This window comes from Porphyromonas bobii (genome assembly GCF_943169685.1).
In the GTDB taxonomy this organism is placed as follows: Bacteria; Bacteroidota; Bacteroidia; order Bacteroidales; family Porphyromonadaceae; genus Porphyromonas; species Porphyromonas pasteri.
In genome coordinates this window covers 165603-180137 of record NZ_CALPBU010000006.1, presented here as the reverse complement: position 1 = coordinate 180137, position 14535 = coordinate 165603, and the positions used below count along the sequence as shown (strand labels likewise).

Sequence of the window (14535 nt, the reverse complement as noted above, 5' to 3'; positions counted from 1 at the left end):
TTACTCCGCAGTCTCAGTGAGGAGGTAGACAAGCGTCTCTACCGAGCGGCACATCGTGTCAAGCGAAGCATACTCATACTTCCCATGGAAGTTCGCTCCACCCGTGAAGAGGTTGGGACAAGGCAGTCCCATATAAGAGAGGCGGGCGCCATCCGTCCCGCCACGGATGGGCGAGATGCGGGGCGTGACTCCAGCACGGAGCATAGCTGCCTTAGCGCGCTCGATATACTCCTCGTGGGGTGCCACCTGTTCGTACATATTATAGTAGGAGTCGCGGATCTCGACCTTGATGACCTCACGCTTGTAAGCGGCATTGATCTCGCCTGCGACACGCTCCATCAGCGCCTTCTTCTCCTCGAAGAGCGCACGATCATGATCGCGGATGATGTACTCGGCTTCGGCATGCTCTACCCCACCGGTGAAGTGCATCAGGTGGTAGAAGCCCTCATAACCCTCGGTGAACTCAGGGCGTGCATAGTGAGGGAGTGAAGCATGCAGGAGGTAGATCACCTCGATAGCATTGATCATCTTCCCCTTAGCCGAGCCTGGGTGGATGCTACGCCCCGTAGCGACGACGCGAGCGGAGGCAGCGTTGAAGTTCTCATACTCCAGCTCGCCCTCACGGCTGCCGTCGACGGTGAAGGCAAAGTCCGCACCGAAGGCCTCTACATCGAAGTAGTCCACGCCCTTGCCGATCTCTTCGTCAGGGGTGAAGCCGATGCAGATACGCCCGTGGGGTAGCTCGGGATGCTCGAGGATGTAGCGTACCGTCTCCATGATCTCGGCGACACCCGCCTTGTCATCCGCTCCGAGGAGTGTCGTCCCATCAGTCGTGATGAGCGTATGCTCAAGGAACTCCAGTAGCTCGGGGAACTCCTGTACCGTGAGCATGGCATCATCACCGAGGGGGATAGGCGTACCATCATAGTACTCGATGATCTGCGGACGGACACCACGGCCCGTGAAGTCAGGGCTCGTATCGACATGCGAGATGAGCCCCAGCGCAGGACGATCCTCATAGCCTGGAGTAGCTGGGATCTGCGCCATCACATAGCCCTTCTCTTCGAGGCGTACGGAGGGTACACCGAGGGCTATCAGCTCGTCACGCAGAAGACGGAGCAGGTCAAACTGCTTCTCTGTCGAGGGGTAAGTCGTGCTATTGGGATCGCTCTCCGTATCGATCTGTACGTAGCGGAGGAAGCGATTGAGGAGGGCCTCACGCACGGAGGAGGCTATAGTTGGGTTCATTTGCTTGAAGATTTGTCCGTGTAGAGCTCAGCATACTTCTGCTCCAGCCCCAAGCGGTAGTAGACATTGCCGAGGAGGTCACGCACCTGATCGGGAGCGATCTTGTAGGCAGCCTCGAGCTGGGGAAGGGATTGGCGGAAGTATTCCTTGGCCTTCTTCTCCTCGAGACGTGAGCTCAGCGGATTGGCCAGGATAGAGACAGCTTGGTTGTAGTAGACCTGGCCGAGGTTGAAGAGCGCATCGTAGTTGTCGGGGTTCTGGCGAAGGACCTGACGATAGACCTCGACAGCACGATCCCACTCCTGGGCAAGGAAGTAGACATTACCGCGAAGCACCAAGAGATTGGGGTTGTCGGGGGTCACCTTCAGCGCCTTGTCAATGAGGGCGACAGCTTCCTTGTAGCGGCCTTGGGCCTGATAGATCGAGATCATCGAGCCAAAGTAGAAGGTCGTCTCGGGGTAAAGTCGGATACCTTCCTCAAGGAAGGGCATCGCACCGACCGTATCCTGCATAGCCATGTGGGCCTTAGCAAGGAACTGATAGACCTCATTCTTATTGGCAGCTACGTCACGATAGAGCTCACCGAGGCGGATCACCTCAGGGTAAAGCTCCCCAGTGTAGGCAGACACCAGCGCATAGTAAGCGAGGTTAGCGACCGTCGTATCGGTGGGGAGCTCCTTGCGCCCTACGGGCAGAAGTAGGCGCTGCGCCTCAAGAGCCGCAGAGAAGGCAGCCGTAGACTCAGCATACTTCTTGCGGTCGAGCCAGAAGAGCCCCGCCTCATACATCTTCGGGGCATCCTCACGCACATAGTCCTGGATCTTCTTCTGATACTTCAGCACGATACGTCCCGTCGAGGGATCGGGCTGACGCTCGATAGAGTCTGCACGACGCCAGCCGACGAGTTCATCGACGACATGGCGAAACATCTTCGCCGTATCACCCACACTCCCTGGGGTCGTGACCTTGCGGAACTCGGTCTTATAGAGGGTATGCTCTACAAGGCCCTTGACATAGTAGGTATAGGCATCACCCTTGGTCTCCTCATGCTCTTCGGCGAGCTTGATGAGGCGGCGGATCTCCGTGTAGTTGGGTTTATCGCTCTGTAGTAGGCGATCAGCGGCACGCACATTGGAGCGCTGTGCTACCCCACTGAATGGCGTGAGGAGGCAGAGCGCCGCGATGTACCCTAAGTAACTTTTCATCTTGATCGTCATGTACGGGTTCGTGTAATAGGTCAGTCTCCCCCACTCTCGCAGGGTGACCACTTGCTCTAATAACGCCTTTGGGCGGGCAAATGATCGGCTAACCACTATATTAGACAAAGATACGACATTGCCACGGATTGCGATAGTCCCTTCCCCACCACTCATTTGCTCCACATAGGCGCTACCAGAAATACACTAATACCCACCACTTTGCGGGGATAGTAGCAACGACTTCCCTCCGAATAAAAAGCGATCCGCTACGGAGCACCGAGTGAGGGTGCATCCGTAGCGGATCGCTTTATCGTGGGGCTTCCCCGAGGTGGGGAGCAGTGGGTCGAAGGGATTAGGCTTCCTCTTCTTCCTCCTCCTGCATATTGGTGAAGACGTTCTGCACGTCCTCATCTTCCTCGAGCTTGTCGATGAGCTTAGCGAGGGTCTCACGCTGCTCAGGCGTCACAGGCTTCGTGTCGTTAGGCAGGCGGACGAACTCAGCAGAGGTAATCTCGTAGCCAGCTTCTTCGAGGTACGACTGGATCTGGGCATTAGCAGAGAATGGGCCGTAGAGGATGATTTCGTTTTCGTCTTCCTCCAGCTCATCTACACCGTAGTCGATCAGCTCCAGCTCCAGCTCTTCGAGGTCCATACCTTCCTTCTTCACGATGTGGAAGATACACTTGTGATCGAAGAGGAACTCCAGCGAGCCCGAGGTACCGAGGCTACCGCCGAACTTATTGAAGTAGCTGCGGACGTTGGCCACCGTACGAGTGGTGTTGTCGGTAGCAGTCTCAACGAAGATAGCGATACCGAAGGGGCCATAGCCCTCGTAGTTCATCTCCTTATAGTCGGAGAAGTCCTTCGAGCTGGCCTTCTTGATGGCGCGCTCCACGTTCTCCTTAGGCATGTTCTCCTTCTTGGCCGTCTGCATCAGGACGCGCAGACGTGGGTTGGTCTCGGGCTCGGGGCCCCCAGCCTTGACCGCAATGGTGATTTCCTTACCGAGCTTCGTGAAGACGCGGGCCATGTTGCCCCAGCGCTTCATCTTACGAGCTTTACGATATTCAAATGCTCTTCCCATAAATATTCTTTAGTGATAGTTGATTCGTCTTAGGTGGTTAGCGGAGGGTAGCTCCATAGGTATCCTCGAGGCTCTTGCGGATCTTCGCCATGATGGCATCGATCTGCTTATCGCTCATCGTGCGCTCCGTATCCTGCAGGTAGAAGGAGAGGGCATAGCTCTTCTTCCCTGCGGGGAGGTTCTTCCCCTCGTACACGTCGAAGAGGGTCACATCACGCAGGAGCTTCTTCTCTGCACGGCGAGCGGTCTCAGCCAGCTCTGCAAAGGTAATCTTCTCGTCGAGGAGGAGCGAGAGGTCGCGGCGTACGACGGGGAACTTAGGCAGGTCAGCGATCTCGATCTTCACACGCTCAGCGAGGCGATTGAGGTTGTCCCAGTTGATCTCGGCGTAGTAGACGGGGATATCGATATCCCACTTAGCCAAGAGGGCGGACTTGACCTGACCCATCAGCACGACAGGCTTGCCGTCATAGGTCGCATAGCTGTAGCCACGACCCGTGAAGAGGTCGCACTCGACAAACTCAGCACGCAGGCTACGCTCACTGATGCCCAGACGCTCGAGGATGTGCAGGACATGGGCCTTCAGCTCAAAGGGCGAAGCAGGCTCGTCAGCATGTGCCCAGCTGCTCTGGATGCGTGCACCAGCAACCCACAGGCCGAGGGTCTGCGTCTCACGGTAGCCTGCCAGCGTCGTGGCGGTAGAGCGCTCGACTTCGGGAGCAGCAGCGTAGCAATTCCCCCACTCATAGTAGTAGAAGCTCTTCTGCTGACGGCGGAGATTACGGCTGATAGCGGAGAGCCCCCCGAAGAGGAGCGTCTGGCGCATCACGTTCAGCTCGCCACTGAGGGGGTTGACCAGCTGCACGAGCTTATCAGCGGGGCAGGAGGTAAGCCCTTCGTAGTAGGCTTCGGAGGAGAGGGAGTTATTGAGAAGCTCATTGAAGCCCGCGCCCGTCAGCTGCTCCGAGAGGAGGATGCGACGGCTGTAAGAGCGGTCGCTCGCTCCCTTGGGGCTGAGGTTAGCGTGGACGTAGCCACTGAGCTCAATATTGTTGTATCCGTAGATGCGCATGACCTCCTCGATGACGTCGGCCTCACGAGTCACGTCGACACGATAGCGGGGTACACGCAGCTGCCAAGCGTCTTCCTCACGGGAGACGATCTCGATCTCGAGGCTCTCGAGGATACGTACAGCCTCGTCGCGGGGGATGAACTTACCGATGAGTGCATCCATATGGCTGGGGCGCAGTGTCACTTCGTAGGGCTGAGCAGGCACGGGATAGTGGTCGAAGCGGCCACCATCGATATAGCTACCGGGGCAAAGCTCGAGGATGAGCGAAGCAGCACGCATCAGCGCCCAGGTCGTGCGGTTGGGGTCCAGTCCACGCTCGAAGCGGAAGGAGGAGTCCGTATTCACAGCCAGACGGCGTGCGGTCTTGCGCACGGAGGTAGCGTTGAAGTTCGCTGACTCGAGGAAGATATCCGTCGTCGTCTCCGTCGTACCCGAGTCCAGACCTCCCATGACGCCAGCGACGCAGAGGGGCTCACCCGTAGCCGAAGCGATGACGAGGTCACGCTCAGTGAGCTGGCCTTCGCTCTTGTCGAGGAGGACCATCTTCTCCTCTCGTGCCAGCTGCACCGAGAGGGCGCCACCCGTCTTCGCCAAGTCATAGGCGTGGAGGGGCTGACCGAATTCGTGCAGGACGTAGTTCGTCACGTCGACGACTACGTTGATGGGGCGCAGACCCAGCGTCTCAAGCTGGCGACGCAGCCAGTCGGGGCTCTCGGTGACCTTGAGTCCACGGATCACAAGACCCTCGAAGCGGGGGCAAAGGGTCTCATCGACAGCGACCGTGACAGGCACGGGGCAAGCCGTCCCAGCGGCAGGTGCGGGGAGCACCTCGGGGAGCTTAGCCTTCGTGGCCTTCCCCTGCTGCGTGAGATAAGCAGCGAGATCGCGGGCAACACCATAGTGTGAAGTAGCATCGACACGGTTCGGCGTGATATCGACCTCAAGGACGTAGTCGGAGCTGACACCGAAGTGCTCAGCAGCAGGCGTCCCAGGCTTCGTCGTAGCGGCATCGAGGAGGATGATACCGCTATTGTCGTGCCCGACGCCGATCTCGACCTCACTACAGAGCATACCGAAGCTCTCGACGCCACGGATCTTGCTCTTCTTGATGGTGAAGGATTCGTCACCCGAGGTGAGGACGGTACCGATGGTAGCGACGACGACCGCCTTACCAGCGGCTACATTGGGCGCACCACAGACGATCTGCAGGGGTGCCTCGGCACCTACATCTACTGTCGTGACGTGGAGGTGATCGGAGTTCTCATGCACATCGCAGGTCAGCACGTGACCGATGACAAGGCCCTTGAGCCCACCGGGGATTGATTCGACTTCTTCTACACCGCCTACCTCAAGACCGATAGAGGTCAGGGCAGCAGCGACTTCATCGGGGGTCAGATCCGTCTCCACGTAGGAGCGTAGTAGATCGTAGGATATATTCATATTTGTTCCGCTTAGGGGATAGCTACTATCTTACTTGATGATTTCTTTTAGAGTACAAATGTACGAAAAGCCCTCTACACACGCGCCTATGCCGTAGCACGGCGACGAGGCCCCTGCATCCAGCTCTCTGGAGACAGGGGCCTCGTCGTACTCTGCTTATCGCGCCTTTATTCCCCTAAGATCTCTGCTTTGTGAGCCAGATAGGTAGAGATATCCTTGTCACCGCGTCCACTCACAGTCAGCACGACGACGTCCTCTGGCTGGAACTTGACATGAGGCAGGAGACCTAAGGCGTGGCTACTCTCCAGCGCTGGGATAATCCCCTCCAAGCGCGTCAGCTCGAAGGCAGCACGCAGTGCCTCGTCGTCATTGATCGACAGCACCTCAGCACGCTCTTGTACAGCGATCTGAGAGATCAGCGGGCCGATGCCAGGATAATCGAGCCCAGCCGAGATGGAGTAAGGCTCTTTCACTTCGCCCTCGGGAGTCTGGATGACGAGGGTACGGCTTCCGTGCAGGACACCCTCGGTACCGATATTGATCGTGGCGGCTGTCTCCCCGCTATCCATACCATGACCGCCCCCTTCGCCTAAGACGATACGCACGCGTGGATCATCGAGATAGTGGTACATCGTACCTGCGGCGTTAGACCCGCCACCGATACAAGCTAAGAGGTAGTCGGGGTAGTCGCGTCCTTCCTTCTCCTGAAGCTGTGCCTTGATCTCCTTGCTGATGACGCTCTGCAGACGTGCTACCATATCGGGATAAGGATGTGGACCTACTGCCGACCCGATGAGGTAGAAGGTATCTTCGGGACGCTCGCACCATGCCATGAGCGCCTCATTCACAGCGTCCTTGAGCGTCTGATTACCACTCTTCGCTGGGACGACGGTAGCACCGAGCATCTTCATGCGCTCGACATTGACATGCTGACGCTCGACATCAAGTGCGCCCATATAGATATAGCACTCCATACCCATGAGCGCACAGGCGGTGGCAGTGGCTACACCATGCTGGCCTGCACCCGTCTCGGCGATGATGCGGTGCTTACCCATCTTCTTTGCCAGCAGGATCTGCCCGAGGGCATTATTGATCTTGTGCGCCCCCGTGTGATTGAGGTCCTCGCGCTTGAGGTAGATCTTCGCACCATACTTCTCGCTGAGTCGGCGCGCGTGATAGAGGGGGCTGGGGCGACCTACATAGTCACGCAGCAGCGTGTGGAACTCCTCTTGGAAGTCCTTGCTCTCGATGATCTGTAGGTACGTATCTTGCAGCTCCTTGATGATGGGCTCGAGGATGGAGGGAACAAAGGCGCCACCGAAGTCGCCATAAAAGCCGTTGGGATCTACTTGGAAGGGTGTCATAAAAGTTGGGATTTTGAATGAAGAGTTGGAGCTAAGTAGAGGCCTAAGGCAGGTGACGTCATTTCTGCGGATCCGTACTCACGACAAAGAGGCTTGCCGTGAGTCACGACAAGCCTCTATTATATGCTGATGATGAATTTACAATAGGGACATAGATGCCTAACTCACGATATTACTATCCTGAGTGCGCCACCAACCTCTATTGTACATTCGATTCGTCATATTCTTTTGTAGCGTATTCGTTGGCCAACGATCCGCCCGTTTCTTTGATGAAGCAAAGATAAAATGATTCCCCAATATAAGCAAGCCTAAGCCAGCTCAATGGGGGCGATTCACCAAACGACTATCACAGCATACTCGCCCCCCGATAGCGGAGCGGTATGAACCTATATAGGTCGGCGGACTGGCCTATATTTAGGTTGTTGCTCCGCGTAGGGATAAAAGTTGTGGACGAGTGGCAGATAAGTTTAAGCTACGTACGTGGCTCTAATATCTACGTACGTGGATATTGGGATTGACGTACCAGGTCTTTAAGACTACGTACGTAGACAGAGGAAAAGCACTATGTAAAGGTGCTTTTTTCTTCACGAGAACGATGCTTTTCCCTTCGCTGAATAAGAAGAATACTCGCGATAAGGGGATGCCTTCGCCTGCGTTAGCGATAGATAAGTTCGTGGAACATAGAGCGGTCGAAGAGCTCCGTAGCGACCTCGTGCAGTAATTCAGGCGTGAGGGCGGAGAGGCGCTCCTGAAGCACTTCGTCCGACTCGAACGTGCCCGTATGCAGGAAGCTCTTACCCATCGAGAGGAAGTGCTGCTCCCTTTGCTCCGAGGCGACGATCATCTGACCACGTGTCTGACGTAGAGCCTGCTCCAGGGCTCGCTGCGTCAAAGGCTCAGCCACCAAGCGTGCCAGCTCGGCATAGACCAGCTCGATAGCCTCCGCTTCAGCACGATGCGACGAGCCGAAGTAGACGGAGAAGAGCCCCGTATCGGTGTAGGGCGTGTAGTTGCACTCGACATGATAGACCAGCCCACGCTGCTCTCGCAGCTGCATATTCAGTCGGGCATTCATCCCGCTCCCGCCGAGGATACTCGCGAGAAGACTAAGCGCCAGACGCCGCGGGTCATAGAGCGAATAAGCGGCACGCCCCAGCAGCACGTGGCTCTGCGCCGTATCCCGACGACGCACCACGCGACGCGCCTCCTTATTATATATAGGTACGGGGAGTGGCTCGGGAAGTGCGCTGCTTGAGATGAGAGGCTGACCTTCACCTGGGAAGGCCCGCTCCGCTGCGGCTATCAAGTCGTCCATATCGAGCACACCACGGGCAAAGAGCACCATACGCTCAGGGCGGTAGTACGTGCGATGGAAGCGGCGCTGCGCCTCCACTGTGATGCGCCCCACCGAAGCCTCTGTACCGAGGATAGCATGCCCAAGGCGGTGCGGGCGGAAGACCTGATCCTCAAACTCATCGAAGATCAGCTCCGAGGGGCTATCTTCATACGAATGGATCTCATCGAGGATGACCTCCTGCTCCTTCGCCCACTCCCGCTCGGGGAACGTGCTATGGGCAGCGATGTCGAGGATCATGTGCAGCGAGCGCCGTGCATAGCGTGAGGGGGCGATGGCGTAGAGCATCGTCTCCTCCTTCGTCGTATAGGCATTCAGCTCAGCCCCCACGGACTCCATACGCTCGATGATCTGGCTCGAGGAGCGTAGGCGCGTACCCTTGAAGAGCATGTGCTCGATGCTATGCGCCAGCCCATGCCAGCGCAGGCCTTCGTCACGAGCCCCTACGCGCACCCCAAGGCCCACGTAGCTGACTGCCGCCTCGGGCTCTACCGAAGCGATGATCCTAAGCCCCGAAGGGAGCGTGTGCATCACACAATGAGTCATCTTCTTAAAGTTCTTTCGTTAGCGTAGACAAAGGTATAGCGTCTCCTACACATCTCCATAGGCACCCTACCAAGCGAATAATCAGAGCCTTATAAGGGCACGCACTATGAAATACTGATTTTTCCAACGAGATTAACTACATTTGGCGCATAGTAAAGGGCATTTGTACGCATTTATTAGGTCCGCCTCGCACCTGCAGCGTCACCATGAAGTACCCTGCTAGCGAGCATCTCGCAAGAAAATACGTATCACAAAGAGGTATGAAAAACATCCTTATCATCGGCTCTACAGGCCAGATCGGGACCGAGCTCGCTATGACGCTCCGCCGACTCTATCCCGTAGTCGTGGCAGGGTACATCCCTGCAGCTCCTCCCAAGGGCGAACTCCTCGAGACAGGTCCTTGTGAAGTGGTAGACATTACCAATCCCCAGCAGATCACCGAAGTCGTACGTCGCTACAAGATCGACACGATCTTCAATCTGGCAGCACTGCTGAGTGCTGTCGCCGAAGCCAAGCCGCAGCTGGCATGGCAGATCGGCCTCGGCGGTCTCTTCAACGTCCTCGAGGTAGCACGCGAGAATGGCTGTGCGGTCTTCACCCCCAGCTCTATCGGCTCCTTCGGTCCCGAGACACCTCGCGACATGACGCCACAGGACACCATCCAGCGCCCCAAGACTATGTACGGGGTGACGAAGGTCTCTGGCGAGCTCCTCAGTGATTACTATCAGAAGCGCTTCGGTGTCGACACACGCTCCGTACGCTTCCCTGGCCTTATCTCTAATGTTGCACCTCCGGGTGGTGGTACTACTGACTATGCTGTAGACATCTACTATGCCGCTGTACGCGAAGGTCGCTTCGCATGCCCCCTGCGCCCAGGCACCTATATGGATATGATGTATATGCCCGATGCCCTACGCGCCTGCGTCGAACTTATGGAAGCTGACCCCGCACGACTCATTCACCGCAATTCCTTCAACATCACCTCGATGAGCTTCGACCCCGAGGGTATCGCTGCCTCTATCCGTGAGGTGATCCCTACCTTCGAGATGACCTACGAGCTCGACGAACTCCGTCAGGGTATCGCCGACTCTTGGCCTAACTCCCTTGACGATAGCTGCGCTCGAAGCGAGTGGGACTGGAAGCCCCAGTACGACCTGCCCGCCATGACGCGCGATATGATCGAGACCATCCGCCGCAAGGGATAGAGCCTTCGCTCGCCCACACGGCACACCAGCAAGCAAAGCACACTACTTAGCAAGCTATACACGAAGAAACAAGGACTATGTTTAAGAACATGAAGAAGTACCTCGCTGAGGAACTTCAATCCATCGACGAAGCCGGCCTCTACAAGCGGGAGCGTATCATCACGACCCCTCAGACTGCCGACATCAAGATCAGCACGGGGCAGGAGGTCATCAACTTCTGCGCCAATAACTACCTCGGTCTCTCCGACCATCCTCGTCTGGTAGCAGCCGCTAAGGCCGCCATGGACAGCCACGGCTTCGGGATGAGCTCCGTCCGCTTCATCTGCGGTACGCAGGACATCCACAAGCAGCTCGAGCAGGCCATCGCCCGCTACTTCCACACCGAAGACACCATCCTCTACGCCGCCTGCTTCGACGCTAATGGCGGGGTCTTCGAGCCCCTCTTCGGCCCTGAAGACGCTATCATCAGCGATGCGCTGAACCACGCCTCTATCATCGACGGCGTACGCCTCTGTAAGGCCCAGCGCTACCGCTACGAAAATGCGAACATGGAAGACCTGGAGCGCGTACTCCAAGAAGCCCAGTCCGCTCGCTTCCGCATCATCGTCACCGACGGCGTCTTCTCCATGGACGGCAACGTCGCTCCGATGGATAAGATCTGCGACCTCGCGGACAAGTACGATGCGCTCGTCATGGTCGACGAATGCCACTCGGCTGGTGTCGTCGGTCCCACGGGTCGCGGTGTCGCCGAGCAGTTCAACTGCTACGGCCGTATCGACCTGCACACCGGTACGCTCGGTAAGGCCTTCGGTGGTGCTATCGGCGGCTTCACCACGGGCCCCAAGGAAGTCATCGACATGCTTCGTCAGCGCTCACGCCCCTACCTCTTCAGTAACTCCATCCCTCCCGCAGTCGTCGGCGCTGGCCTCGAAGTCTTCAAGATGCTCGAAGAAAGCGATGCCCTGCACACCAAGCTGATGGAGAACGTCGAGTACTTCCGCGACAAGATGCTCGCTGCCGGCTTCGACATCAAGCCCACCCAGTCAGCTATCTGTGCCGTGATGCTCTACGATGCTAAGCTCTCGCAGGAATACGCTGCACGCCTCCTCGAAGAAGGGATCTACGTCACGGGCTTCTACTACCCCGTCGTCCCCAAGGGCCAGGCACGTATCCGCGTACAGCTCTCCGCCGCACACGAACGCCATCACCTCGACAAGGCCATCGCTGCCTTCATCAAGGTCGGCCGTGAGCTCGGCACGCTGAAGTAGCCGCAGGCGCACCCCGCCTCCACAAGACAAATCGTCCACGGACTGCCCCACCCTCGGTGGGTGACAGTCCGTGGACGATCGTTTTTATCCAAGTGGTAGTGCACCTTCGCCTCGCACTCCCCACCCCATACAGCGGGCGAAAGCAAGGCGCCGAGCAGCCGTATATGCGCCGATAAACTTGCGTATATACGGCGATTTATTTTCGTATATGCGGAAATATTTTTTCGCATATACAGAAATATATTTGTGCATATACGGAAATTCTGCCCCGCCTACACGCTGGAGGATATGCGCCTTAGCAAGCGCCCCCGATCCCCTTATACGACTTCGCCCCCGCGCTACGAGAGCACGGGGGCGAAGCTACTATTGGGAGGAAGTACGATTACTTATCCTTCTTGGGGACCTCGAGGTGCTTGGCCTCTCCGCTCTTAGCGACCTGGTCGTAGTACTCCTGGCTGTAGCCGGGGAAGTTGGGCGAGACGATCTGGCCGTAGCCGTTCTCTTCGAACTTGCCGTCCTTCTCCTTCTTGACGTTACCGTCCATGTACTTGACGAGGAGGTATTCACCGAGCTTCTTCCAGCGAGCGGTCGTCTCGTTGGCTACCTTGCCACAGACCTCCGTGAGGTAAGCGGTGGCCTGTGCGGGGCTGCTCTTCAGCAGCTCGAGAGCCTTAGCGTCGGTGTTCTTCACCAGGTCGACGTAGCTATCTTCCAGCTCCTTCTGCACGGGGCGAATGTCGCGGATCATAGGCTCATAGCGGTTGTACGCCATGTTAGCTACCCAGTTGTGGATCCAGAAGGCCGACGTCCAGCTGAACTCCGTCATGCTCCCGTTGCCACGGCGATAGCATTCGGGGATCTCAGTGATGGAGGCATACATAGGCGTGAGGACAGCCGTATTGGCATCGTCCACACCGAACCACAGGATACCACCGACAGCATCGGGCAGCCAGCTACGCATCTGAGCGATGAGCACGAAGCCCGTCTGCTGCGTAGCGATAGCACGCTCGTTGAAGTACTCACGGCCTTCGCTCTTGAAGGTCATAGGACGCCAGCGGTAGGGGACCTTGTAGGCACCAGCCCCAGGGTCATTCGTCATCGAGAGCTCGGTACCTTCGTAGTGGTTACGCATCCCTTCGCGGACGTCAGCGAGGCTCACCTTGCGGTCGGGGATGATGTAGAGAGGCATGGGCTCTTCGGAAACATCACCCATAATGTGCTTCTTGTACTTGTCCATGCTCTTGTCGAAGGTGCGGAAGAAGCTCCATACACGGGCTTCGCAAGCACGCAGGCCGCTGAAGTCATAGGGGTTGTAAGCCTTCTGGAAGTCGAAGTCCTTATCCTTACCCTTGAACCATCCGTTCTCACGAGCTACGTTGACTACATCCTTCTCGTACATACAGTTCTCCTTGTCACCGAAGGGGATCTTGTGGATACGTGCCTGGTTGGCGTGCGCTGCGATAGCGTCATCGGGGATGCGGATAGCTACCCACGTAGCGCCCTTCTTCTTGGGGCCCTTACCGATAAGCTCCATGATCCAGACTTCGTTCTTGTCAGCGATGGTGAAGGACTCACCCGAGCTGTAGTAGCCGTGGTCGCGGACGAGGTCGGTCATGACGCGGATCGCTTCGCGAGCTGAGCGGGAGCGCTGCAGTGCTACGTAGATGAGGCTACCATAGTCCATGACGCCCGAGGGATCGCGGAGTTCCTTGCGGCCACCCCAAGTACTCTCGGTGATGGCTACCTGATGCTCGTTCATGTTCCCCACGACATTGTAGGTGACAGCAGCCTGAGGGATATAGCCAAGGGGCTTGCCCGTATCCCACTCGTGGATCTGGAGCATGAGGCCCTTGCCCCAAGCCTTAGCTGGATAATGTACGAGGTCGCCGTAGAGGGTGTGCGAGTCGGCCGAGTAGCTGATCATGACGGAGCCGTCGACCGACGCCTTCTTGCCCACGATCAGGTCGGAGCAAGCCTCAGCAGACGGAGTAGCCCAGGCTGTGACAGCCAGGGCAAAGGCTGCGAGGAGTGTCGTTTGCTTCATAGTGTATTTGATGATGATAGTGATGAATAGCGAGCTAACTAACTATACCCTAAAGATACAAAAAGTTGCCCTTCGGCCGTACCCCCGTGTGGGAGACAGCCGAAGGGCAACTGATATTGGTCGTGCTAAGCGCTCGCTCTTAGAACTGCGACTGCAGCAGAGCGACCCACTTTTCGATACGTTCGTCGGTGAGGTCAGACTGGTTAGCTTCGTCGATGCAGAGACCGATGAGCTTGCCATCCTGTTCCGTTTCAGTAGCATCGTAGCTGTAGCCTTCGGGCTCGTAAGCACCGATGAAGGAGCAGCCCGTACCAGCGAGGCCTTCGTGGATCTTAGCCAGAGCTTCGCAGAAGCTATCGGGATAGCTATCAGCGTCACCGCAGCCGAAGAGAGCTACCTTCTTGCCAGCGAGGTTCTGCTCAGCGAGCTTGGGGAGGAAGTCTTCCCAGTCGTCCTGAAGGTCACCGATACCCCACGTAGAGGAACCGAGGAGGAGGACATCGAAGGCAGCTGCATCAGCAGCGTCTGCGCCAGCGACATCATAGACATTAGCTTCTGCGCCGAGGGCCTTAGCCAGACGCTGTGCTACTTCGGAAGTAGAGCCCGTAGAAGAGCCGTAGAAAATACCGATCTTGCTCATTGTGCGATAGGATATTTTGTGTTAGTAGTAATTGTGTTTGCTCTACAAAGATAAGAGAACTATTGGACTAA

10 protein-coding genes are annotated in these 14535 nt (G+C 57.0%); 2 read left to right on the top strand and 8 right to left on the bottom strand.

What is annotated here, in order from left to right; translation table 11 throughout:
- From pepT to KO088_RS07200, 6 genes are all read right to left on the bottom strand, one after another.
- Complete coding sequence (gene pepT, locus KO088_RS07225) at positions 1-1248, bottom strand: peptidase T (protein ID WP_215494173.1); 1248 nt, start codon at positions 1246-1248, stop codon at positions 1-3.
- A complete protein-coding gene (locus KO088_RS07220) occupies positions 1245-2453 on the bottom strand; it encodes a tetratricopeptide repeat protein (protein ID WP_251419871.1) in 1209 nt (402 codons plus the stop codon). The genes pepT and KO088_RS07220 overlap by 4 nt, the downstream gene beginning before the upstream one ends.
- 346 nt (positions 2454-2799) lie before the next feature.
- The gene (locus KO088_RS07215) at positions 2800-3531 is read right to left on the bottom strand and encodes a YebC/PmpR family DNA-binding transcriptional regulator (RefSeq protein WP_215494171.1); all 732 of its coding nucleotides are present in this window, start codon (positions 3529-3531) and stop codon (positions 2800-2802) included.
- 37 nt (positions 3532-3568) lie between these two features.
- A complete protein-coding gene (pheT, locus tag KO088_RS07210) occupies positions 3569-6043 on the bottom strand; it encodes a phenylalanine--tRNA ligase subunit beta (protein WP_215494170.1) in 2475 nt (824 codons plus the stop codon).
- A 167-nt stretch (positions 6044-6210) separates the two neighbouring features.
- Positions 6211-7407, bottom strand: coding sequence for a tryptophan synthase subunit beta (gene trpB, locus KO088_RS07205; protein WP_215494169.1), 1197 nt, complete (start codon positions 7405-7407; stop codon positions 6211-6213).
- A gap of 655 nt (positions 7408-8062) precedes the next feature.
- A complete protein-coding gene (locus KO088_RS07200; protein WP_215494168.1) occupies positions 8063-9307 on the bottom strand; it encodes a M16 family metallopeptidase in 1245 nt (414 codons plus the stop codon).
- 260 nt (positions 9308-9567) lie between these two features.
- Here KO088_RS07200 and KO088_RS07195 point away from each other — a divergent pair, with 260 nt between their 5' ends.
- Both KO088_RS07195 and kbl read left to right on the top strand, forming a co-directional pair.
- Positions 9568-10512 (top strand): NAD-dependent epimerase/dehydratase family protein, encoded by a 945-nt coding sequence (locus tag KO088_RS07195; RefSeq protein ID WP_044115591.1) that lies wholly within the window; start codon positions 9568-9570, stop codon positions 10510-10512.
- Between the two features lie 77 nt (positions 10513-10589).
- A complete protein-coding gene (gene kbl / locus KO088_RS07190; RefSeq protein WP_009433699.1) occupies positions 10590-11780 on the top strand; it encodes a glycine C-acetyltransferase in 1191 nt (396 codons plus the stop codon).
- A 382-nt stretch (positions 11781-12162) separates the two neighbouring features.
- Here the strand turns inward: kbl and KO088_RS07185 are convergent, their stop codons facing one another.
- The gene (locus tag KO088_RS07185; RefSeq protein ID WP_215494167.1) at positions 12163-13824 is read right to left on the bottom strand and encodes a dipeptidase; all 1662 of its coding nucleotides are present in this window, start codon (positions 13822-13824) and stop codon (positions 12163-12165) included.
- 139 nt (positions 13825-13963) lie between these two features.
- Positions 13964-14464 (bottom strand): flavodoxin, encoded by a 501-nt coding sequence (locus KO088_RS07180; RefSeq protein ID WP_215494166.1) that lies wholly within the window; start codon positions 14462-14464, stop codon positions 13964-13966.
- Positions 14465-14535 lie beyond the last annotated feature (71 nt).